Source organism: Pseudogulbenkiania sp. MAI-1 (assembly GCF_000527175.1).
In the GTDB taxonomy this organism is placed as follows: domain Bacteria; phylum Pseudomonadota; class Gammaproteobacteria; order Burkholderiales; family Chromobacteriaceae; genus Pseudogulbenkiania.
On the sequence record NZ_AZUR01000001.1, the window covers coordinates 1,896,794 to 1,917,613 of the forward strand.

At 62.0% G+C, this 20,820-nt stretch carries 15 protein-coding genes and 1 pseudogene; 11 read left to right on the plus strand and 5 right to left on the minus strand.

The features are described from left to right. The first annotated feature begins 41 nt into the window (after nt 1–41). The 3 genes from PSEMAI1_RS0108865 to PSEMAI1_RS0108875 are packed head-to-tail and all read left to right on the plus strand — an operon-like array spanning nt 42 to nt 4,224. Complete coding sequence (locus PSEMAI1_RS0108865; RefSeq protein ID WP_024302529.1) at nt 42–1,337, plus strand: nitrate/nitrite transporter; 1,296 nt, start codon at nt 42–44, stop codon at nt 1,335–1,337. Beyond that, nucleotides 1,337–2,584: a mandelate racemase/muconate lactonizing enzyme family protein gene (locus PSEMAI1_RS0108870; protein WP_024302530.1), complete on the plus strand. Its 1,248-nt coding sequence runs from the start codon at nt 1,337–1,339 to the stop codon at nt 2,582–2,584. Before PSEMAI1_RS0108865 ends, PSEMAI1_RS0108870 begins: the two co-directional genes overlap by 1 nt. Continuing rightward, the gene (locus PSEMAI1_RS0108875) at nt 2,581–4,224 is read left to right on the plus strand and encodes a GMC family oxidoreductase (protein ID WP_024302531.1); all 1,644 of its coding nucleotides are present in this window, start codon (nt 2,581–2,583) and stop codon (nt 4,222–4,224) included. The genes PSEMAI1_RS0108870 and PSEMAI1_RS0108875 overlap by 4 nt, the downstream gene beginning before the upstream one ends. A gap of 230 nt (nt 4,225–4,454) precedes the next feature. Here the strand turns inward: PSEMAI1_RS0108875 and PSEMAI1_RS0108880 are convergent. Both PSEMAI1_RS0108880 and PSEMAI1_RS0108885 read right to left on the minus strand, forming a co-directional pair. Then, nucleotides 4,455–5,123 (minus strand): annotated as a pseudogene (locus PSEMAI1_RS0108880) (IS5 family transposase); the annotation flags it as partial. A 197-nt stretch (nt 5,124–5,320) separates the two neighbouring features. Further along, nucleotides 5,321–6,742: a PLP-dependent aminotransferase family protein gene (locus PSEMAI1_RS0108885; protein WP_024302533.1), complete on the minus strand. Its 1,422-nt coding sequence runs from the start codon at nt 6,740–6,742 to the stop codon at nt 5,321–5,323. Nucleotides 6,743–7,207: 465 nt separating this feature from the next. Here PSEMAI1_RS0108885 and fae point away from each other — a divergent pair, with 465 nt between their 5' ends. The 8 genes from fae (at nt 7,208) to PSEMAI1_RS0108925 (ending at nt 14,795) form a co-directional block, all read left to right on the plus strand. Next, a complete protein-coding gene (gene fae / locus PSEMAI1_RS0108890) occupies nt 7,208–7,705 on the plus strand; it encodes a formaldehyde-activating enzyme (protein ID WP_029770579.1) in 498 nt (165 codons plus the stop codon). A 10-nt stretch (nt 7,706–7,715) separates the two neighbouring features. Then, a complete protein-coding gene (locus PSEMAI1_RS0108895) occupies nt 7,716–8,711 on the plus strand; it encodes an aldo/keto reductase (RefSeq protein WP_024302535.1) in 996 nt (331 codons plus the stop codon). Nucleotides 8,712–8,720: 9 nt separating this feature from the next. Next, on the plus strand, nt 8,721–10,181 hold the full coding sequence (locus PSEMAI1_RS0108900; RefSeq protein WP_024302536.1) for an NAD-dependent succinate-semialdehyde dehydrogenase: 1,461 nt from the start codon (nt 8,721–8,723) through the stop codon (nt 10,179–10,181). A 44-nt stretch (nt 10,182–10,225) separates the two neighbouring features. Continuing rightward, a complete protein-coding gene (locus tag PSEMAI1_RS0108905) occupies nt 10,226–11,248 on the plus strand; it encodes an ABC transporter substrate-binding protein (RefSeq protein WP_024302537.1) in 1,023 nt (340 codons plus the stop codon). Between the two features lie 66 nt (nt 11,249–11,314). Further along, nucleotides 11,315–12,196 (plus strand): proline/glycine betaine ABC transporter permease, encoded by an 882-nt coding sequence (locus PSEMAI1_RS0108910; protein ID WP_024302538.1) that lies wholly within the window; start codon nt 11,315–11,317, stop codon nt 12,194–12,196. A gap of 6 nt (nt 12,197–12,202) precedes the next feature. Then, entirely contained in the window at nt 12,203–13,027 is an 825-nt protein-coding gene (locus tag PSEMAI1_RS0108915) for a glycine betaine/L-proline ABC transporter ATP-binding protein (RefSeq protein ID WP_024302539.1), read from the plus strand. Between the two features lie 207 nt (nt 13,028–13,234). Beyond that, nucleotides 13,235–13,570: a hypothetical protein gene (locus PSEMAI1_RS0108920; protein WP_024302540.1), complete on the plus strand. Its 336-nt coding sequence runs from the start codon at nt 13,235–13,237 to the stop codon at nt 13,568–13,570. 64 nt (nt 13,571–13,634) lie between these two features. After that, complete coding sequence (locus tag PSEMAI1_RS0108925; protein WP_024302541.1) at nt 13,635–14,795, plus strand: MFS transporter; 1,161 nt, start codon at nt 13,635–13,637, stop codon at nt 14,793–14,795. 744 nt (nt 14,796–15,539) lie between these two features. On the opposite strand, the gene PSEMAI1_RS0108930 is transcribed toward PSEMAI1_RS0108925, so the two are convergent. The 3 genes from PSEMAI1_RS0108930 to PSEMAI1_RS0108940 form a co-directional block, all read right to left on the minus strand. Next, nucleotides 15,540–16,571, minus strand: coding sequence for a ribonucleotide-diphosphate reductase subunit beta (locus PSEMAI1_RS0108930; protein ID WP_232219971.1), 1,032 nt, complete (start codon nt 16,569–16,571; stop codon nt 15,540–15,542). A gap of 307 nt (nt 16,572–16,878) precedes the next feature. Continuing rightward, nucleotides 16,879–17,451 carry a hypothetical protein gene (locus PSEMAI1_RS0108935; RefSeq protein WP_024302543.1) on the minus strand — a complete coding sequence of 191 codons (573 nt, stop codon included), beginning with the start codon at nt 17,449–17,451 and terminating at the stop codon, nt 16,879–16,881. A 322-nt stretch (nt 17,452–17,773) separates the two neighbouring features. Then, a complete protein-coding gene (locus PSEMAI1_RS0108940) occupies nt 17,774–20,623 on the minus strand; it encodes a ribonucleoside-diphosphate reductase subunit alpha (protein WP_024302544.1) in 2,850 nt (949 codons plus the stop codon). Nucleotides 20,624–20,820 lie beyond the last annotated feature (197 nt).

Here is a 20,820-nt window from a genome sequence, read left to right on the forward strand (position 1 = left end):
TAAAAGCATGCAAAAGTGCACACCATGCAAGAGGACGAACAATGTCGAACACCGTGGAGCAGTCGCTGCCGATAAACGGCACGCACAAGGCTGCCAATTTAAAGCGCTATCTGCAATTTGCCCTGCTGCTGGTGGCGGCCGGTGCGATCTACCCGCTGCTGTACCTGCGCCAGAATTTCGAAACCACCATTCTCAAGGCGTTCAGCCTGACCAGCGGCGAGCTCGGCATGTTCTATTCGACGCTGGGCGTGGTCTACGCGGTGACCTACCTGCCCAGCGGCTGGCTGGCGGACCGGGTGTCGCCACGTCTGTTGATCGCGTTTTCGCTGGCCGCGGTCGGCGCGCTGGGGTTGTGGTTTTCCACTTTTCCTTCGCATGGCGCGCTGCAAGTGATATTCATCGGCTGGGGGCTGGCGGCCGGGCTGACGTTCTGGGCCTCGCTGATCAAGGGCGTGAAGATGCTGGCCGCGCACGACGAGCAGGGCCGCTTCTTTGGCATCCTCGACGGCGGGCGTGGTCTGGTGGAGGCGGTGCTGGCCACTTGCGCCATCAGCCTGTTCGCCTGGCTGCTGCAAAGCGGCGCCGCGCCGGCGCTGGCCCTGCAGCGCGTGATCTATATGTATTCGTTCAGCTGCATCGCCATCGGCGTGCTGGCGTTCCTGCTGCTCGACGGCGGCAACGGCACACAAGAGGCGCACTCCGGAGAGCAGCACGGCTCTAGCCTGTGGCAGGACCTCAAGATTCTGCTGGCGATTCCGCAGATCTGGCTGATGGCGCTGATCATCTTCTGTGGTTACCAGCTGTTCTGGGCCACCTACTCGTTCTCGGCCTACCTGCAGGACAACTTCGGCATGACCGCAGTGGCCGCCGGCGTCATCACCGTCACCAAATTGTGGATGCGCCCGGTGGGTGGGGTAGGTGCGGGCTTTCTGGGCGATCGGTTTTCGAAGGAGACGGTGCTGGCGGCAAGCTTGCTGTTCGCCTCGTGCAGTCTGCTCGCGTTGGCGCTGTTCCCGTCCAGTAGCAGCCTGTATCTGCTGTTGGGTCTGGTGCTGCTGATCGGTGTGTTGACCTACGCGATCCGCGGCCTGTACTGGTCGATCCTGGACGATTGCCGGGTGCCGGCGCGGGTTACGGGTCTGGCCATCGGCATCATCTCGATGATCGGCTACCTGCCGGACATCTTCCTGCCCATGATCAACGCCGGGATCGCCCAGCATTTCCCGGGCGTGCTCGGCACCCAAATCTACTTCGGTTACATCGCTGCCTGCGGTCTGCTGGGCGCGGCGGTGGCCTTCCATTTCAAGCAATCGGTACGTAAGTTGGAGAATAAGTGATGAAAATCCAATCCCAGGAAACCCATGTAGTTGCGGTACCGCCTCCCCATGTAGGCGGCATGTACTGGATCTTCGTCACGCTGAAGACCGACTGCGGCATCGAAGGCGTGGGCGAAGTGTACGCCGCCACCTTCCACCCCAAGGTGATGGTGCCGGCCATCAACGACGTGTTCGAGCGCTACCTGCAGGGACACGACCCGCACCACATCGAACGCTTCTTCCGCGAGGCGTATTCGAGCGGCTTCACCCAGCGTCCGGACCTGACCATGATGGGCATCGTCAGCGGCCTGGAAATGGCGTGCTGGGACATCATCGGTAAGGCCGCCGGCAAGCCGGTGTACGAGCTGATTGGCGGCCAGGTGCACGAACGGCTGCGCTCCTACACCTATCTGTACCCTAAGAACAGCCGCGGCGAATACGACTACGACGACCCGGATTTGGCGGCCGAATGCGCGGTCGAATTCATGAAAAAGGGCTTCACTGCGCTCAAGTTCGACCCGGCCGGCCCGTACAGCGTGTACTCGGGCCACCACGTGTCGCTCGACATCATGGAGCAGAGCGAAACCTTCTGCCGGAAGATCCGCGATGCGGTGGGCAATAAGTGCGACCTGCTATTCGGCACTCACGGCCAGATGACGCCGGCCTCGGCGGTGCGCCTGGCCAAGCGCCTGGAAAAGTACGACCCGCTGTGGTTCGAAGAGCCGGTGCCACCGGGGCAGGCGGACGCGATGGCCGAGGTGGCGAAGAAGACCAGCATTCCGATTGCGGCCGGCGAACGGCTGACCACCAAATTCGAGTTCCATGAGCTGTTGAGTAAGGGTGCCGCCTCGATTCTGCAGATGAATCTGGGCCGGGTCGGCGGTATTCTGGAAGGAAAGAAGATCGCCGGCATGGCCGAAGCGCACTACGCGCAGATTGCGCCGCACTTGTATAACGGCCCGGTCGGCGCCGCCGCCAGCATCCAATTGGCTGCCGCCACGCCCAACTTCCTGATCCAGGAAAGCATGATGACTTGGGACGGCTTCCATTCTGAGGTGCTGAAGCAGCCGATCCAGTGGGAAGACGGCTTCATCATTCCGTCCAAGGCACCGGGCCTGGGCGTGGAGTTGAACATGGAGGTGGTCAAGGCCAATTCGCCGTATACCGGCGAGCGCCTGCACCTGTTCATGGATCCGAAGCCGTTCGACGTGAAGGGTCAGTCGTCCGAAGCCTGGAAGCAGCGCTGGAACAGTTGTGAGGTCCTATGAGCAGCTATGATTTTGTGATCATCGGCGCCGGTTCGGCCGGCTGCATCCTGGCCAACCGCCTGAGCGAATCGGGCAAGTTTTCGGTGCTACTACTGGAGGCAGGTGGCAAGGACAGCTCGTTTTGGTTCAAGCTGCCGGTGGGCTACGTCAAATCGTATTACAACCCGAAATACAACTGGATGTACTACACCGAGCCCGAGCCGGAATTGGCCGGGCGCCGGCTGTATGCGCCGCGCGGCAAGATCAAGGGTGGCTCGGGCTCGATCAACGCCATGATCTATGTGCGCGGCCAGAGCCAGGACTTCGACGACTGGGAAGCGGCCGGCAACCCGGGCTGGGGCTACCGCGACGTGCTGCCGTACTTCAAGAAGCTGGAGACGCACCCGCAGGGCGACAGCGCCTACCGCGGCGGTCAGGGGCCGATCGGCATCACGCCGATGAAGCCCAGCGCGCACCCGATCTGCCAACATTACCTGGACGGCTGCGCCGAGCTCGGCCTGCCGCTCACCGACGACTTCAATGGCGAGCGCTTCGAGGGCGCCGGCGTGTACGAGGCCAATATCCGCAACGGTCAGCGCGATTCAAGCAGTGTAGCGTATCTCGACCCGGCGCTCGATCGCCCCAACTTGAAGGTGGAACTGAACGCCCACGCCGAGCGCATTCTGTTCGACGCCAACAAGCGCGCTACTGGCGTGCTGGTTCGGCAAAACGGTGTACGCCGTGAGTTTGCCGCCCGACGCGAGGTGATCGTGGCCGCCGGCGCGGTGGACAGTCCCAAGCTGCTACAACTGTCCGGTGTGGCCGACCGGGCGCTGCTGGCCGTGCACCAGATTCCGCTGGTACAGCACCTGCCGGCGGTAGGGCGCAACCTGCAGGACCACCTGTGCGTGTCGTTCTACTTCCGCGCCAACCGCAAGACGCTCAATGACGAGCTTGGCTCGCTGATCGGCCAGGCCAAGGCCGGTCTGCAGTACGCGCTAAACCGCTCCGGGCCGCTGGCGCTGAGCGTGAACCAGGCCGGCGGCTTCTTCAAGGGCAGCGAAAGGGAAGCGCAGCCGAACCTGCAGCTGTACTTCAACCCTTTGTCGTACACGATCCCAAAAGACCCGAATGCCGCGCTCAAGCCGGAGCCGTACTCGGGCTTCCTGATCGCGTTCAACCCGTGCCGACCCACCAGCCGCGGCGTGGTCGAAATCGTGTCGGCCGACGCGGCGGTGCCGGCCCGCATTCAGCCCAACTACCTGAGCACGCAGAAGGACATCGACGAGGCGATCCAGGGCAGCGTGTTCATCCGCAAGCTGATGCAGGCGCCGGCGCTGCGGAGCATCACGCTGGAGGAGGTGAGCCCGGCGGCGAGCGTGACCGACGAGGCGAGCATGCTGCGCTTCTTCCGCGAGCAGTCCGGCTCGATCTATCACCTGTGCGGTACCTGCGCGATGGGGCAGGACGCTGAAAACGCCGTGGTGTCGAGCGAGCTGAAGGTACATGGCGTGCAGGGCCTGCGTGTGATTGATGCGTCGATCTTCCCTAACATCACCTCGGGCAACACCAACGCGCCGACCATGATGGTTGCAGAGAAGGGCGCTGCGATGATTCTGGCGGAGTTGGGGGAGTTATCTAGCAGTGGCTCGGTAAAGTAACGCGTGATCGTGGCTACAGGCTTGAGTCACTTGCTGTGTGTGGCCACAATCTTGTCGTACATGCCCTCGGCTTTAACAGACCGTTGAAATAGTCGCTTATTTCTTCCCCAACCCGCTTCGTTTTGAACAAAGTGGGTCGAATCGAACGGCCAGAAGCCCGATTTGGCGGCTATTTGCCGGGATTGCTGTGTTTCACGCCGGATTTCCGGCGGTTCTGGGCGCAATTCGCCCTATACATGCGATCTACCCCAGGCACCGGACAGACTGCCCATACGGATCAGGTTGTAGGTGGTAAACGCCAACAGCGTCTGCCCAGCCAGCTTGGCGCGTCCAATCAGCTTGGTCTTGCGCAAGCCAGCCACGGTTTTCAGCCAGCCAAAGCCTTCCTCGATCCGTTTGCGAACGCGCTGGCTGACCTGGTAGCCCGGATGGCGCGTGGTCCGACTATCGATGGCGCTGCCACTTTTCTTGCTCGCCACATGCGGCGTGATACCCAGTTTGCGGCAGCCGCGCACGAAGTCGCGCGTGTCGTAGCCCTTGTCAGCACCGACAGTGCTGCCGCGCTTGGCGTTGCGCGCAAGCATTCGGAGGGCTTCCTGGCGTTCGGCGGTGCAGTTGGCTTCGGAGACGGCAACGTCCACGATCAGACCGTTGCGGTTCTCCATCAGGATGTGCGCCATGTGGCACAGCCGACTGACATCGCCGGAACTCTTGCGCATCAATTTGGCTTCGGGGTCGGTGCGCGACTGGTGGGTTTTGTTGCTGCGCTTGTCGCCGTGGAAGTCGACATTGGGATTGCGGCTGCCATCGCCCGGCGGCGGGCTGTCATCGTCCTTGCGCACAAAGCTTTTGTGTGACGCCCAGGCGTCGATCAGTGTGCCATCGACGCTGAAGTGCTCACCCTACAACGGGAGCAGGAAGTAATTCGACGTACTCAGCATAGTTCATCTCGGTCCATGGTTGCTCTAACTACCAAACTCCTCAGTTCTTCTTGGCCGTTGCACCCAGTCGTGAATGCTGCTTTCAGGCAACCGCAAAGTCCGTTTAAGGTCGGCCGCAGCAGTTCGTCCGTCACTTTGCTCATGGTTTCCTAACATCAAGCCGTTGCCATCCAATACGCCCCTGGTCCCTCCTTGAGAGTCAGGGCGATAGTTCTCAGCCCATGCGCCAGCTTGTCCAATTGCGGCTCTCCGCTCAAGCAGATGCGTACCGCGTGCGGCGCGGGGGTGCGGCCTACCGCGAACGCGTCTGACGGTTTCACCACCACGCCTTTCTTGCGCAGCATGGTGGTGAATTCACTGGTGCGCCACGGCGCCGGCAGGTTGAGCCAGATGTGGTTGCCTTCCGGGTGCGTAGCGTAGCTTAGGCCTTCGAAAATCCGCTCCACCAATTGCTGCCGCTCGGCGACTGCCTGGCGCTGCTGATCCAGCAGCGCATGCATGGTGCCATCTTCGATCCAGCGGCAGACCACTTCGGCCGCCAGCGGGGTGGCCATCCAGCAGTTGGCCCGCAACACCGCCGCCAGCTTGCCGGACCAGGCCTGTGGCGCCTGTATGAAGCCCACGCGCAGGCCGGCCGCTACCGACTTGGAAAAACCGGTGACGAAAAACACCTGCTCTGGCAGCAGCGAGGCCAGGGACGATGGCTGTTCGCGCAGCAGCGGCGCCGGCACTGCGTCTTCGATGATGTTGAGGTGGTGGCGCCTAGCGATATCACAGATCTGGCGGCGCCGGGTCTCTCTCATGGTGGCGGTGGTGGGGTTGTGTAGGGTGGGCACGCAAAACAGCAGGCGCGAGTGGAACGATTTGCAGGCCTGCTCCAGCGCTTCGGGGACGATGCCTTCGCTGTCGATCTCGACGCTGATCAGCTGTAGGCGCATCTGGTGCGCCAGCGCCACAATGCCGGGGTAGCTGAGCGCTTCGCACAGGATGGTATCGCCGGGCGAGGTGAGGATGCGGCACAGGCAAGCGAGCGCGTGCTGCGCCCCATTGGTGATCGCAACTCGGTCCGCCTCGCCGCTCAGGTGAAACTGCGTCAGCCAGCGCCCGGCCAGCGCGCGGTGCAGGGAGTGACCGCTTTCCGGCTGGTAGTCGAGCACGCGCTGGCGTGCGATGTCGTCCTGGCTGATGTCCTGCAGGGTCTTGGCCAGCGCGGCTTCCTGGCCGAGAGCGAGGATCACGTTCTGGCCAAGATCGATCAGATCGCTATCGGTATTGCGCTGCACGCTTTCTGTCGCCGGCATCGATTGAGGCAGAAAACGCGCCTGCACATAGGTGCCATCACCGATGCGCGGGATCACCTTGCCTTCCTGCTCGAGCTGGCTATAGGCGCGGCTGATGGTGCCGACGGTGACATTAAGCGCACTGGCCAGGGTGCGGTGCGGCGGCAGCTTCTCGCCGGTGACGATTTGCCCCCCGTTGATGGCCTCAGCGATGGCCTGCGCAATCACCTGGTAGCGCGGCAGAGTGCTGTGTGCAAGATCGGGAACCCAGCTTCTGATCTGTTGAACGAGATCCATAGCGTGCATGTTGCGACAGTGATGGTGGTGAGGCTGATTGTAATGATCAATTTCCAGAAATGGCATGCGTTCAATTACTCAAATTGACCGCATTGTCTTGCTTCAGCACCAGCCCTTATTCTGAGCCCACAACAACAAGCGGCCGGCAATAAGCCTGCCGAAAGAACAGCTTAGGAGAAGAGACATGAAGCGACTCGCCTATACCCCGCCGCTGGCCGGCACTTGCCGCGGCCCCTTTGCCCCCACGCTTTGTCGCGATCGTTTGCCTTACCGTGGCGCGGGCCTTGAGCCTGAGCATGCTCGGATGGCAACACTACACCGCTAAGTTTTCCTAACCCTCCGGCGCGGGCCTTCCAAAGCAGCAATCCTGATGAGACACCGTTCTCAGGGGCGCGTGCACTCCGAAACCAGCGCCGGCCCATGCAATACAACTTTTTGAAAGCAACCCTGCTTTTGCGGAGAACCATGATGCACATCGGAGAATCGTTTGTCGGTAGCGGCCCCAATGCTGCCCATATCAACATGCTGGTCGGCCCGCGCAGCGGCCCGGTTGGCCAGGCACTGGCCAATAGCCTGGCCGCGCCGCGCATGGGCTACATCCCATTCATGACTTGCCTGCAGCCGAACGTGCCGGTGAAGCCGGCCACCCTGTTTGTGGCCAAGGCCGATCTGCGCGGCGAAACACACGAAAACATGACCTGGGGCCCAGCGCAGGCCGGCGTGGCCAAGGGGGTGCAGGAGAGCCTGCTGGAAGGCGTACTGCCGCAGGAAGCAGAAAACGACTGGGCGGTGGTGGCCGCGGTGTGGGTGAACTGGAGCGCCAATGACGCCGAAGAAGTGTTCGCTAACAACTACCGCGCCACCAAGGAAGCCATCGCGCGCGCCATGAACAACCTGCCGGACCTCGACACCGCCGCTTCGGCCAGCCGCGCCCCGAGCAACCCGTTCTACTCGGCCCAGTAAGGAACCCAATATGCAATACGTGAATCTCGGCAACAGCGGTCTCAAGGTGTCGCGCCTGTGCATGGGCACCATGTCGTTCGGCACGTCACAGTGGCGCCCGTGGGTGCTGGACGAGCCGGAAAGCCGCCCCGTGCTGCACCGGGCGCTCGACCTCGGCATCAACTTCTTCGATATGGCCGACTTCTACTCGCTCGGCGTTGGCGAGGAGGTGGTGGGGCGTGCCCTGCTGTCCAAGGTCAGCCGCGAGCAGCTGGTGCTGGCGAGCAAGGCGTTCTATGCGATGGGCCCCGGCCCGAACGATGCCGGTCTGTCGCGCAAGCACCTGATGGACGCGATCGACGCCTCGCTCCAGCGCATCGGCACCGATTACCTAGACCTCTATATCGTGCACGGCTTCGACCCGGACACCCCGATCGAAGAGACGATGGAAGCACTGCACGACATCGTCAAAAGCGGCAAGGCGCGCTATATCGGCGCCTCCACCATGTATGCCTGGCAGTTCGCCAAGATGCAGCACGCGGCAGATCTGAACGGCTGGACCCGCTTCGTCTCGATGCAGTGCCAACTCAACGCCGCCTACCGCGAGGAAGAGCGCGAGATGATCCCGTACTGCATCGACCAGCGCATCGCGGTGACGCCGTTCAGCCCGCTGGCGCGCGGCCTGCTGTCCGGCGCGGCCGATTCACTGCGCAACAAGACCGACAACTTCACCCAGGAGTTTTACAACGATGACGTCTCCTACGCCATCGGCAAGGCGGTGGAGCGCGTGGCCGCTGAGCGTGGCGTGCATCCGGCACAAGTGGCGCAGTCGTGGGTACTGAACCGCCCCGGCGTCACCTCGATGCTGGTGGGGGCGGATAGCGTCGGCCATCTCGACCAGGCCATGGCTTCGCTCGAGTTGAAATTGAGTGCCGATGAGCAATTCGAAATCGACCGCCACTACACCCCGTGCGACGTGATCAACGACCACCACAACGAGTGTCGCATTCCGCGCACGCCACGCTGAGGAGCCGTCATGCCCCCTTTGAAAGACCCACAACTGTTGCGCCAGCAGGCGTACATCGACGGGGCTTGGGTAGGTGCCGATAACGGCGAAACCCTGCCAGTAGCCAACCCGGCCACCGGCGAGCTGATTGGCACTGTGCCAGCCATGGGTGCCGCCGAAACCGAGCGCGCCATCGCTGCCGCCGAGGTGGCGCAGCGCGCTTGGCGCCAGCAGCCGGGCAGGGCGCGTGCGGCTGTGCTGCGGCGCTGGTTCGAGCTGGTCATGGCCAACCAGGAAGACCTGGCGGTGCTGATGACGCTGGAGCAGGGCAAATCATTGACTGAATCACGCGGCGAGATCGCCTACGCCGCCAGCTTTATCGACTGGTTCGCCGATGAGGCCAAGCGCAGCTATGGCGATGTGATGCCGAGTCCGCAAAACGACAAGCGCATCGTGGTGCTGAAGGAGCCGATTGGCGTTACCGCCGCGATCACGCCGTGGAACTTCCCGGCCGCCATGATCACGCGCAAGGTGGCGCCGGCTCTGGCTGCCGGCTGCGCGATGGTGCTCAAACCGGCTAGCCAGACACCGCTGTCGGCGCTGGCGCTGGCGGTGCTGGCTGAGCGCGCCGGCGTGCCGGGCGGCCTGTTCAGCGTGCTCACTGGCTCGGCCAGTGTGATCGGCGGCGTGATGACCGCGAGCCCGGTGGTGCGCAAGCTCAGCTTCACCGGTTCCACTGAAGTGGGCCGCAAGCTGATGGCGCAGTCGGCCGACACCATCAAGAAGCTGTCGCTGGAACTGGGCGGCAACGCGCCGTTCATCGTGTTCGAGGATGCCGACCTGGACGCGGCGGTGGAGGGCGCCATAGCCTCCAAGTTCCGCAACTCCGGCCAGACCTGCGTATGCGCCAACCGGCTGTACGTGCACGCCTCGGTGTATGACGCGTTCGCCGAGAAGCTGGTGCGCGCGGTCGAGGCGCTCAAGGTCGGCAACGGACTAGAGCCCGGCGTGGGGCAAGGGCCGCTGATTGACATGAAGGCGGTGGAGAAGGTCGAGGCGCACATCGCCGACGCACTGGCCAATGGAGCGCGCCTGCTCACGGGCGGCAAGCGCCACAAACTCGGCGGAAGCTTCTTCGAGCCGACCGTACTGGCCGACGCCAAGCCGGACATGCTGTTCGCCAAGGACGAAACCTTCGGCCCGCTGGCGCCGCTGTTCCGCTTCGAGAGCACGGAAGAAGTGATCGCCCAGGCCAACGACACCGAGTTTGGGCTCGCTGCCTATTTTTACAGCCACGACATGGCACGCATCTGGCAGGTGGCGGAGCAATTGGAAAGCGGCATGGTCGGCATCAACACCGGCCTGATCTCGAACGAAGTAGGACCGTTCGGCGGCATCAAGCAGTCCGGCCTCGGTCGTGAAGGTTCGCGCTACGGCATCGAGGAATACCAGGAAATCAAATATCTGTGCTTTGGCGGCCTGTCGGCCTGAGCCAGTAAAACAAAGCAAATCGCACAGAGCTAGAGGAGAAAACTATGCAACGTCTTACCGTTAAATCACTTGCTTGCTTTGCCCTGTTCGCGGCTTCGGCCACTCCGGCGCTGGCCGGCAACTGGTGCGGTGCCGGCAAGCCGGTGAAGTTTGCCGGCATCACTTGGGAATCCGGCCAGTTCTACACCGAGGTGATTCGCCAGGTGGTACAAAAAGGCTTCGGCTGCCAGACCGAAGTGGTCACCGGCAGCACCGCCGCCACCGAAACCGCGTTGGTGGCGGGCGATCTGCAGCTGTGGACCGAGCAGTGGAACCGCACCGACACCATCAAGAAGGGCGTGGAGGCCGGCAAGATCAAGCTGGTGGGCGACCTGCTGCAAGGCGGCGCCTACGAGGGCTTCTTCGTGCCGGACTATGTAATCAAGGGCGACGCCAAGCGTGGCATCAAGCCGCTGGCGCCCGGCCTGCATTCGGTGTCCGACCTGCCCAAGTACAAGGACCTGTTCAAGGACGAGGAAGACCCGGGTAAGGGCCGCTTCCTCAACTGCCCAACCGGCTGGGACTGCGAACGCATCAATACCCAGAAGCTCAAGGCCTACAAACTTTCCGACAGCTACACCAACTTCCGCGCCGGCACCGGCTCGGCCATGGACGCCGCCATCTCGTCGGCCTACACCCGCGGCAAGCCGGTGCTGTTCTATTACTGGGCGCCAGCCACATTGATGGGCCGCTACAAGTTCATCCAGCTCAAGGAGCCGGCCTACAACGCGCAGTGCTGGCAGACGCTGCAGGCGAACAAGGGCGAAACGCCGTGCCCATCAGCCACCCCCGCCACCAAGCTGCAGGTCGGCGTTTCCAGCGCGTTCCATCAGGCCGAGCCGGCGGTGATCTCGTTCATCGAGAAGATGAAGCTGCCGCCGGAACTGCTCAACCGCACCATCGCGCAAATGCAGGAACGCAAGGCCAGCCCGGAGGTGGTGGCCAAGGAGTTCCTCAAGCAGCACCCGGACCTCTGGAAAAGCTGGGTGAGCGCCGACGTCGCCGCCAAGGTGCAAAAAGGGCTCTGAGTGGTGTGATCCAGCAATGCGGGCTGGGTGCGCTCAGCCCGCATTGCGCCGAAAGTGAGAAGGCTCATGGCTGACATATTTTTCAGTTTTTCTTTCGCCGACACGATCAACCAATTCGTGACCTGGCTCGTGCAGGACTACGGCGACTCGTTCCATCACATCACCGAGCTGTTGCTCAGCTACTTGCTGGTGCCGCTGGAACGGGGCCTGATCGCGCTGCCACCGGCCCTGGTATTGGCCGGGGTGGCGGGGCTCAGCTACCACGCCACGCGTCGCCTCGGCATCAGCGCGCTGCTGGTGGTGGCGTTGTACCTGATCGGCTGCCTTGGCTTGTGGGACAAGCTGATGCAGACGCTGGCGCTGATGATGGTGTCCACGCTGCTCACCGTGCTGCTCGGCGTGCCACTTGGCATCTGGATGTCGCGTAGCAAGGGCCTGCGCCTGGCGCTGGCACCGGTGCTGGACGTGATGCAAACGCTGCCCACCTTCGTCTATCTGATTCCGGTGCTGATGTTGTTTGGTCTGGGTAAGGTGCCGGCTATTTTCGCTACGGTGATCTATGCCTTGCCGCCGCTGGTGCGCCTGACCGATCTCGGCATCCGTCAGGTAGACGGGGAAGTGCAGGAGGCGGCCTGCTCGTTCGGCACCACCTACTGGCAGTTGCTATTCGGCGTGCAGTTGCCGCTGGCCCGCCCCAGCATCATGGCCGGCATCAACCAGTCGGTGATGATGGCGCTGGCGATGGTTGTGATCGCCTCGATGATCGGTTCGCGCGGGCTTGGTGAAGACGTACTGGCCGGCATCAACAACATGGACATGGGCAAGGGGATGCAGGCCGGCATCGCCATCGTGATCCTGGCCATCGTGATCGACCGCATCAGCCAGGCCTATGGCCAGGACGGCCGCATGAAAGCCATGCGTCGCCGCAGCAAAGCCGCTACGAGGTAAGCCGCTATGAGCAAGATTGAAGTCAAAAACATCTACAAAGTGTTCGGCAACCAGGCCGACAAGGTGATGCCGCTGCTGCAGCAAGGGCTGAGTAAAGCCGAGGTGCTGAAGCAGACCTCGGCCAACGTCGGGCTGGTCAACGTCAGCCTGTCGATCTCCGAAGGTGAAATTTTCGTGATTATGGGGTTGTCCGGTTCCGGCAAATCCACGCTGGTGCGCCATTTCAATCGGCTGATCGAACCTACCGCCGGCGAGATCCTGATCGATGGCGAGGATATCCTCAAATACGACGAAAAAGCGCTGCGTGAGCTGCGCCGCCACAAGATCAGCATGGTGTTTCAGGGTTTCGGCCTGCTGCCGCACGCCACCGTGCTGGACAACGCCGCGTATGCGCTGACCACGCGCGGCGTGAAGCGGGCCGAGGCGCAAGACACGGCACGCAACTGGCTGGCCAAGGTGGGCCTCGCCGGCTACGAGAGCAAGTATCCGGACGAGCTGTCCGGCGGCATGCGCCAGCGCGTGGGCCTGGCGCGCGCGCTGGCGGCCGATACCGACATCCTGCTGATGGACGAAGCATTCTCCGCGCTCGATCCGCTGATCCGCAACGAGATGCAGGACCAGCTGCTGGAACTGCAGGCCTGCCTCAAGAAAACCATCGTGTTCATTACCCACGATCTGGACGAAGCGCTGCGCATCGGAAACCGTATCGCCATCCTGCGCGACGGGCAGTTGGTGCAGGTGGGGAGTCCGGCCGACATTCTCAACCGGCCGGCCGACGGCTACGTGAAGAAATTCGTGGAGAAGCGTAGCTGCATGGCCGAGCCCGCCTAACCGTCATGCCCGGGGCTGTGCGGTTCCGGGCCACCATCCCGCATCCCCTCTTTTGACTTGGCCCCCGCCTGCTTGCAGCCGGGCCAGGCGGAGCGTGCGCCGTGGTTTTGGCGCAGGCGGCAGGGGCTCACCCTTGCCGCGGACTTACGCCGACCGTCAGCCTCCCGAGCTGGTGGAAGGCCTCATAACACCAAGGAGAATAGGGGAGTGAAAAAAATAATCGTGCTGGCGGTAATGGGGACAATCAGCGTGTCGGCCTTTGCCGACGACGTTGACGTCACCATTTCCGGCTACATGCGCGCTGGCGTGCAAGTGACCAACGACGTGGGTAACACCTACTTCAAGCCGCTCGGCGGCGACGCCGTCCAGAGCGCCAAGGGCGGCACCTCGATCCTGTACAGCAACTACGGCCCTGAGCAAGCAAACCAAGGCCTACGCCGAGTTCCTGCACGGGCGCGTGACCGATGGCAACGCCAGCAACGTGGCCACTGCCGGCTATGGCAACCGTCTTCTGGTGGGCCTGAAACACTCCTTCTGATGTGAACCATCCGGGCCGACGCCGTTATCCGTGGCGCTGGCCGTAACCGTTCTTGCGCCCGACACCACGATGACTATCCCCCTCTCGAGCATCGCCATCTTTCTGGCCAGTTTCGCATTGCTGATGTGTGGCAACAGCCTGTTCGGCACCTTGGTGTCGCTGCAGTTGGTACATGCGCACTTTTCGCCATTACAGGCCGGGTTGGTGCAGTCGGCCTATTACGGCGGCTTCATGCTCGGCGCGTTTGGCGTAGGCTCCTTGATCGGCCGCATCGGCCATCACCGCGCGTTCGCCGCGTTCGCCGCACTGGCAAGCTGCACCGCGCTCGGCTTTGCCGTAAGCAAAAACCCGTTGGTCTGGGCTGTCTTGCGGCTGGCGGGCGGCTTCTGCCTGATGGGGGTGTTCACCGTATTGGAAAGCTGGCTGAACGCTTCGGCCGACAACTCGCTGCGTGGCCGGGTGTTCGCGTGCTACCTGATCACGGCTTATCTGTTCGCCGGGCTGGGGCAACTGCTGGTCGGTCTAGCCAACCCGTACGGCTTTGAGTTGTTCAGCCTGGCGGCTGGTTTGTATGCGCTGTCGCTGTTGCCGATTACGGTGCTCGGCCAGCATGCGCCACCACTGTCGCGCACGTGTGAAAAACCGGATCTGGCTGCTCGGATTGCCTGGGTTGGCAAGGTGTATCGCTCGGCGCCGCTCGGCGTGTGGGGCTGTCTGGCCGCGGGTATGGTCAACAGCTCATTCTATGCGATGGGGCCGGTGTTCATGAAAAGCGCCGGTTTCAACGTGCAGGGCGTGTCCTACTTCATGAGCGCGTCAATGCTGGCGGCGCTGCTGCTGCAGTGGCCGATTGCCCGGCTGTCGGACAGCGTGGACCGGCGCAGGGTGATCCTGAGTGTGGCGCTGCTGTCGGCCGCCACCAGTCTGGCCCTCGTGCAGGGTGGGGAAGGGTGGCTGGTGCCGATGGTGCTACTGTACGTCGGGCTGGCGTTCACCCTGTACGGCGTGGTGATCTCGCACGTCAACGACCTGATCGCACCGGAGCAGCGGGTCACGGCCAGCGCCGGCCTACTGTTGCTCTTTTCGATCGGCGGCAGTTTTGGTCCGACATTGAGTTCACTCGCCATCGCTTCCCTTGGTCCGAGCGGTTTTTTTCTCTTCGCTTCCGGCGTCATGTCTATGCTAGCTGTGCTGACAGTGCATGCTTTGCTCTCAGAGGCTGCGACGTAAACCCAATTGGTGGGGCCATTCTAGTTATGACTCCGAGTTTATTGCACTTTAGGGCACCGCTAATAACCCGAATTTTCAGTGAACCCAGCCGCAGCATGATTGCCGCGACCACATTTGGCGCAACTTCCCGAACGACCTGTTGCTTTTTGGGGGCGCGTCACTTCATTTTTTGCCCGGATCCCCGTCCAAGCCGGCGATCCGGCCTATTTCGAGCATCAGAAGGCCTACAAGACACACTACTTTCGCTTGGAGTCAATGGCATAACAGATTGGCTAAAAGCTGCCGAACGCCCCTGAGTTACCCAGAAAGTAGTAGCTACTCCGCAGCTGGCAGCTAATCAGTTGATTGTGGTCAGTTCAATACAACAGGCCAATGTCCGCTTAGGCCGGATTGTGTTGAAAAATTCCTGCAGCTTCAGCAGAACAAAGCAAACCATACAAAATTTGGCCATCTTCGCCAAAAAATGAGCAAAAACTTGATGTTTAGATCAAAAAATAGGCAAGAATTCGGTCAAATCAGCCTGCTACGGTGATCCGAATTAGTTTTTCAACAGAATCGCCAAGAAGTGGGCCCTCGCAGAAACCGCGATAACTTATAACAAGGCTAGTTAGTCCATCACGCCATGAGAAAGGCCCTGCATCGCAGGGCCTTTCTCATGCTGCCAAGCAAAATTTCATGCTTTGGCTATCGGAAATTTCAAACTTTGGCTACAAAATTTCAAGCTTTCCGATTTCTGACACCAAATCAATCCCAGCTCAGCGCCCCGCCAGTCTGGTACTCGGTCACCCGCGTCTCGAAGAAGTTCTTCTCCTTCTTCAGATCGATCATCTCAGACATCCACGGGAACGGGTTGGTCACACCGGGGAACATCGGCTCCAGGCCGATCTGCTGCATGCGGCGGTTGGCGATGAAGCGCAGGTATTCCTTGAACATGGCGGCGTTGAGGCCGAGCACGCCGCGCGGCATGGTGTCTTCGGCGTAGGCGTATTCCAGTTCCACCGCGTGCTTGAACAGTTCGGTGACTTCGGCCTTGAACGGCTCTGTCCAGATTTCCGGCTGTTCCAGCTTGATGGTGTTGATCAGGTCGATGCCGAAGTTGCAGTGCATGGACTCGTCGCGCAGGATGTACTGGTACTGTTCGGCGGCGCCGGTCATCTTGTTCTGGCGGCCCAGCGCGAGGATCTGCACGAAGCCGACGTAGAAGAACAGGCCTTCCATGATGCAGGCGAACACGATCAGGGACTTGAGCAGCTTCTGGTCGTTTTCGAGGGTGCCGGTCTTGAATTCCGGGTTGCACAGCACGTCGATGAACGGGATCAGGAATTCGTCCTTGTCACGGATGGATTTGACCTCGTGGTAGGCGTTGAACACTTCGCCTTCGTCCAGGCCGAGCGATTCGACGATGTATTGGTAGGCGTGGGTGTGGATGGCTTCGTCGAAGGCCTGGCGCAGCAGGAACTGGCGGCATTCCGGGCTGGTGATCTGGCGGTAGGTGCCGAGCACGATGTTGTTGGCGGCGAGGCTGTCGGCGGTGACGAAGAAGCCGAGGTTGCGCTTGACGATGCGCATTTCGTCTTCGGTGAGTTGGCCGGTCTTCCACTGTTCGATGTCGCGCTGCATGTTCACTTCTTGCGGCATCCAGTGGTTGGCGCATTGAGCCAGGTATTTTTCCCAGGCCCACTTGTGCTTGAACGGAACCAGCTGGTTCACGTCGGTGGTGCCGTTGATCACCTTCTTGTCCACCACATTGACGCGGCCGGTGCCGTGGGCGTCCATCGAGTTGTGGGCCGGGGCAACGGGGGCGATCGGGTCTTCAAAGCTCAGCATGCGCTAACTCCTGGTTTTTCTTTCTAAAGTGTTTCTCGGGTCTTCATCCAAGCTGTGCGGGCCGGCCGAAGACGGATGTTCAAATGCCATTCCGAAGCCGGCTCGGTGGAGTCGGCTTGTGTAGGATGGGTGGAGGCATCATTCCTTCGCGACGCTACGCTTGCCTCGCTCAGTCAGTGCCGTAACCCATCGTTATCGAGTTGTGTGATGGGTTGCGCTGCGCTTCACCCATCCTACGGCCTCGGGTCGTTCTGTTTCAGTAGCCGCCACCGACCCGGCCGGTGAGCGGGCGGATGGCGATCGACGACAGATCATTCACCTTCCATACCCGGCGCATGTGGCCGAAGTCGCGGCGCCTGGCGTCGAGCAGGTCGACATCCGGCAGGTTGTCGAGGTTGAACCGAACCTCGCCGAGGTAAACCGCTTCGCCGGCGCGCACTTCGAACGGCTTGTTCAGCACGAAGTGGGCGATGCGGCGATAGGGCCACCAGCTGTAGCCGTCGCCCCAGTGGCCGTAGGCATCGGCCAACTGGTAGCGGCCGGGCGGTAGCGCCACGAGCTGCAGCTTGCCTTCCACCGGGCTCATGCCTTCTTCGCCGAATACGCTGTCGGTGTTGAAGCTGACCGTCACCGTGCCGTGCCGCCCGTTGTCGACGCCGCGCCAGTTGAGGCTGGCTGAGGCGCTGTCCGGGCTGAAGGTGCGCACGGTCATCGAAAAGATCGCATAGCCCTGGGTCGGCGGCGGCTTCAACGAGCCGTGAAGCTGGTCGGCCATGGTGGTGCAGCCGGCGAGCAGGGCGATGGTACTCAGCAGCAGTAAACGGCGCATGGCAATCTCCTCGGCGACGTGATGTCGCATGGGGGTTTGACTGGCCGGGCTGGGGCCGGGTTCGGCTCATCCTGAAGCCGGCTCGGAGGAACCGGCTTGGGGATGAGGCTTGTAGGTCGAGTTATTGATGGGTTTCGCTACGCTCCACCCATCCTTCTATGACTAATTTCGGTGGGTTACGCCTGTTCCAGGCTAACCCACCCTACGTCATCGCCTTATTGGCAAGCTTCACACGCCCTGCGGGCTTGGCGATTCACCGCACAAGGCGGCGAATCGCATCCGGGTTGTTGCTTCGCATCAACCTCGGCTTGCTGCGCTTGCCTTATTGGCAAGCTTCGCAATCCGGGTTGTCAATCGAGCAGAACTTGGCGTCGGTGGCCGGGGTGTTGTCCACTTCCGGCGCGGCAGCCACGGCCGGGGTGGTGGCCGATACCGCGTTCAGCTCGCCGCCGCGGCCGGTCGATTTCTCGGCGCTGGTGGCGGCCAGGGTGCGCAGGTAGTAGGTGGTTTTCAGGCCACGTACCCAGGCGTACTTGTACAGCTCGTCCAGCTTCTTGCCCGAGGCGCCGGCCATGTACAGGTTCAGCGACTGTGCTTGGTCGATCCACTTCTGGCGACGGCTGGCGGCGTCCACCAGCCATTTCGGGTCGATCTCGAAGGCTGTGGCGTAGATCGCCTTCAGCTCGGCCGGGATGCGGTCGATGCGGCCCAGGCTGCCGTCGAAGTATTTCAGGTCGGAGACCATCACTTCGTCCCACAGGCCGAGCTTCTTCAGGTCGCGCACCAGGTGTTCGTTGGTGACGGTGAATTCGCCCGACAGGTTGGATTTCACGAACAGGTTCTGGTAGGTCGGCTCGATCGAGGCGGACACGCCGATGATGTTGGCGATGGTCGCGGTCGGGGCGATGGCCAGGCAGTTCGAGTTGCGCATGCCGTGTTCCTTGATGCGCTCGCGCAGCTTGTTCCAGTCCAGGCGCTCGGTGCGGTCCACGTCGAGGTAGCCGCCGCGCTCGGCCGCCAGCAGGTTGATGCTGTCGTGCGGCAGCACGCCGCGATCCCACAGGCTGCCCTTGTACGACGGGTAGCGGCCGCGTTCCTGCGCCAGTTCGTTCGAGGCGGAGTAGGCGTAGTAGGCCACCAGTTCCATCGACTCGTCGGCAAACTCCACGGCTTCTTGCGAGGCGTACGGGATGCGCTTCATGTGCAGGCAGTCCTGGAAGCCCATGATACCCATGCCGACCGGACGGTGCTTCAGGTTGGAGTTGCGCGCCTTCTTCACCGGGTAGAAGTTGATGTCGATGACGTTGTCCAGCATGCGCATGGCGATGCGGATGGTGCGCTGCAGCTTGGCGGCGTCGAGCGTGCCGTCGGCCTGCATGTGCGCGGCCAGGTTGACCGAGCCCAGGTTGCACACGGCGATTTCGTCGTCGTTGGTGTTCAGCGTGATCTCGGTGCACAGGTTGGAGCTGTGAACCACGCCCATGTGGCCTTGCGGGCTGCGGATGTTGCACGGGTCCTTGAAGGTGATCCACGGGTGGCCGGTTTCGAACAGCATGGTCAGCATCTTGCGCCACAGGCTCAGGGCCGGGATGCGCTTGAACACCTTGATCTCGCCACGGGCGGCCATGGCTTCGTATTGCTGGTAGCGCTTCTCGAAGGCGGAGCCGACCAGGTCGTGCAGGTCCGGGCACTCGGACGGCGAGAACAGCGTCCATTCGGCACCGTCCATCACGCGCTTCATGAACAGGTCCGGAATCCAGTTGGCGGTGTTCATGTCGTGGGTGCGGCGGCGGTCGTCACCGGTGTTCTTGCGCAGCTCGAGGAATTCCTCGATGTCGAGGTGCCAGGTTTCCAGGTAGGCGCACACCGCGCCCTTGCGCTTGCCGCCCTGGTTGACCGCCACGGCGGTGTCGTTGACCACCTTCAGGAACGGCACCACGCCTTGCGACTTGCCGTTGGTGCCCTTGATGTGCGAGCCCATGGCGCGCACCGGGGTCCAGTCGTTGCCCAGGCCACCGGCGAACTTGGAGAGCAGTGCGTTTTCCTTGATGCCTTCGTAGATGCCGTCGAGGTCATCGGCGATGGTGGTCAGGTAGCAGCTGGAGAGCTGGCTGCGGCGGGTGCCGGAGTTGAACAGCGTCGGGGTGGACGACATGAAGTCGAAGCTCGACAGCACGTTGTAGAACTCGATGGCGCGCGCTTCACGGTCCACTTCGTTGAGCGCCAGGCCCATGGCGACGCGCATGTAGAACGCCTGCGGCATCTCGATGCGGGTGCCGTCCACGTGCAGGAAGTAGCGGTCGTACAGGGTCTGCAGGCCGAGGTAGCCGAATTGCAGGTCGCGCTTGGCGTCGAGCGCGGCGCCCAGCTTTTTCAGGTCGAACTCGCCCAGGCGCTCGTCCAGCAGCTCGGCGGCGATGCCCTTCTTGATGGCCTGCGGGAAGTAGTCGGCGTAGCACTGGCCCATTTCTTCCTGGCTCACGGCTTCGCCGAGGATTTCCAGGCGGATGTTGTTGAGCAGCAGGCGGGCGGTGACGTAGTCGTAGGCTGGGTCTTGCTCGATCATGGCGCGCGCGGCCAGGATGGCGGACTTGTTGACTTCTTCTTCGCTGACGCCGTCGTAGATGTTCTTCAGCGTTTCTGTGAGGATGGCGTCGACGTCGGTTTCGGCAAGGCCCACGCAGGCCGATTCGATGGTGGCGCGCAGCTTGGCGATGTCGAGCGGCAGCTTGGCGCCGTTCTTGCGCACCACGTTGATGGTAATCTGGATCAGCGCTTCGCCACGGGCGGCGCGCTCGCGCGAGCGTTCTTCGCGGTACAGCACGTAGGAGCGGGCCACGTCGTGCTCGCCGGCACGCATCAGCGACAGTTCGACCTGGTCCTGGATGTCTTCGATGTGAATGGCGCCACCTTCGGGCTTACGGCGCATCAGCGCGCTCACCACCATTTCGGTCAGCTGGGCCACCTTGTCGCGGATGCTGGCGGAGGTGGCGCCCTGGTGCCCCATGATCGCCAGGAAGGCCTTGGTCATGGCGATGGAGATCTTGACCGGTTCGAACGGTACGACGGCGCCGTTGCGGCGGATGGTCTTGTACTGACTGAAGTCGGCTTGCGGTGCGGCGGATCGGCCGAGCTCGGCGGCAGTTTGCCCTTCAAAGGTGGTCAGTTGCATGAGGCCCTCTTGCTTTGGGTGGTGGGTTGTCAGCAGCATGAACGCGGCTGTGGACAAGTCTGTTGAAAAGCTGTGTGTTAGCTGTGGGCAAACACTATATGTATTGTTGTACTGCGAAACAGGCCCAAATTCTAGTGGTGAGTGAGCGGCAGAACAAGTCTTGACATCGGGCTGGAAAACGGAAATCCGCGTGGTTA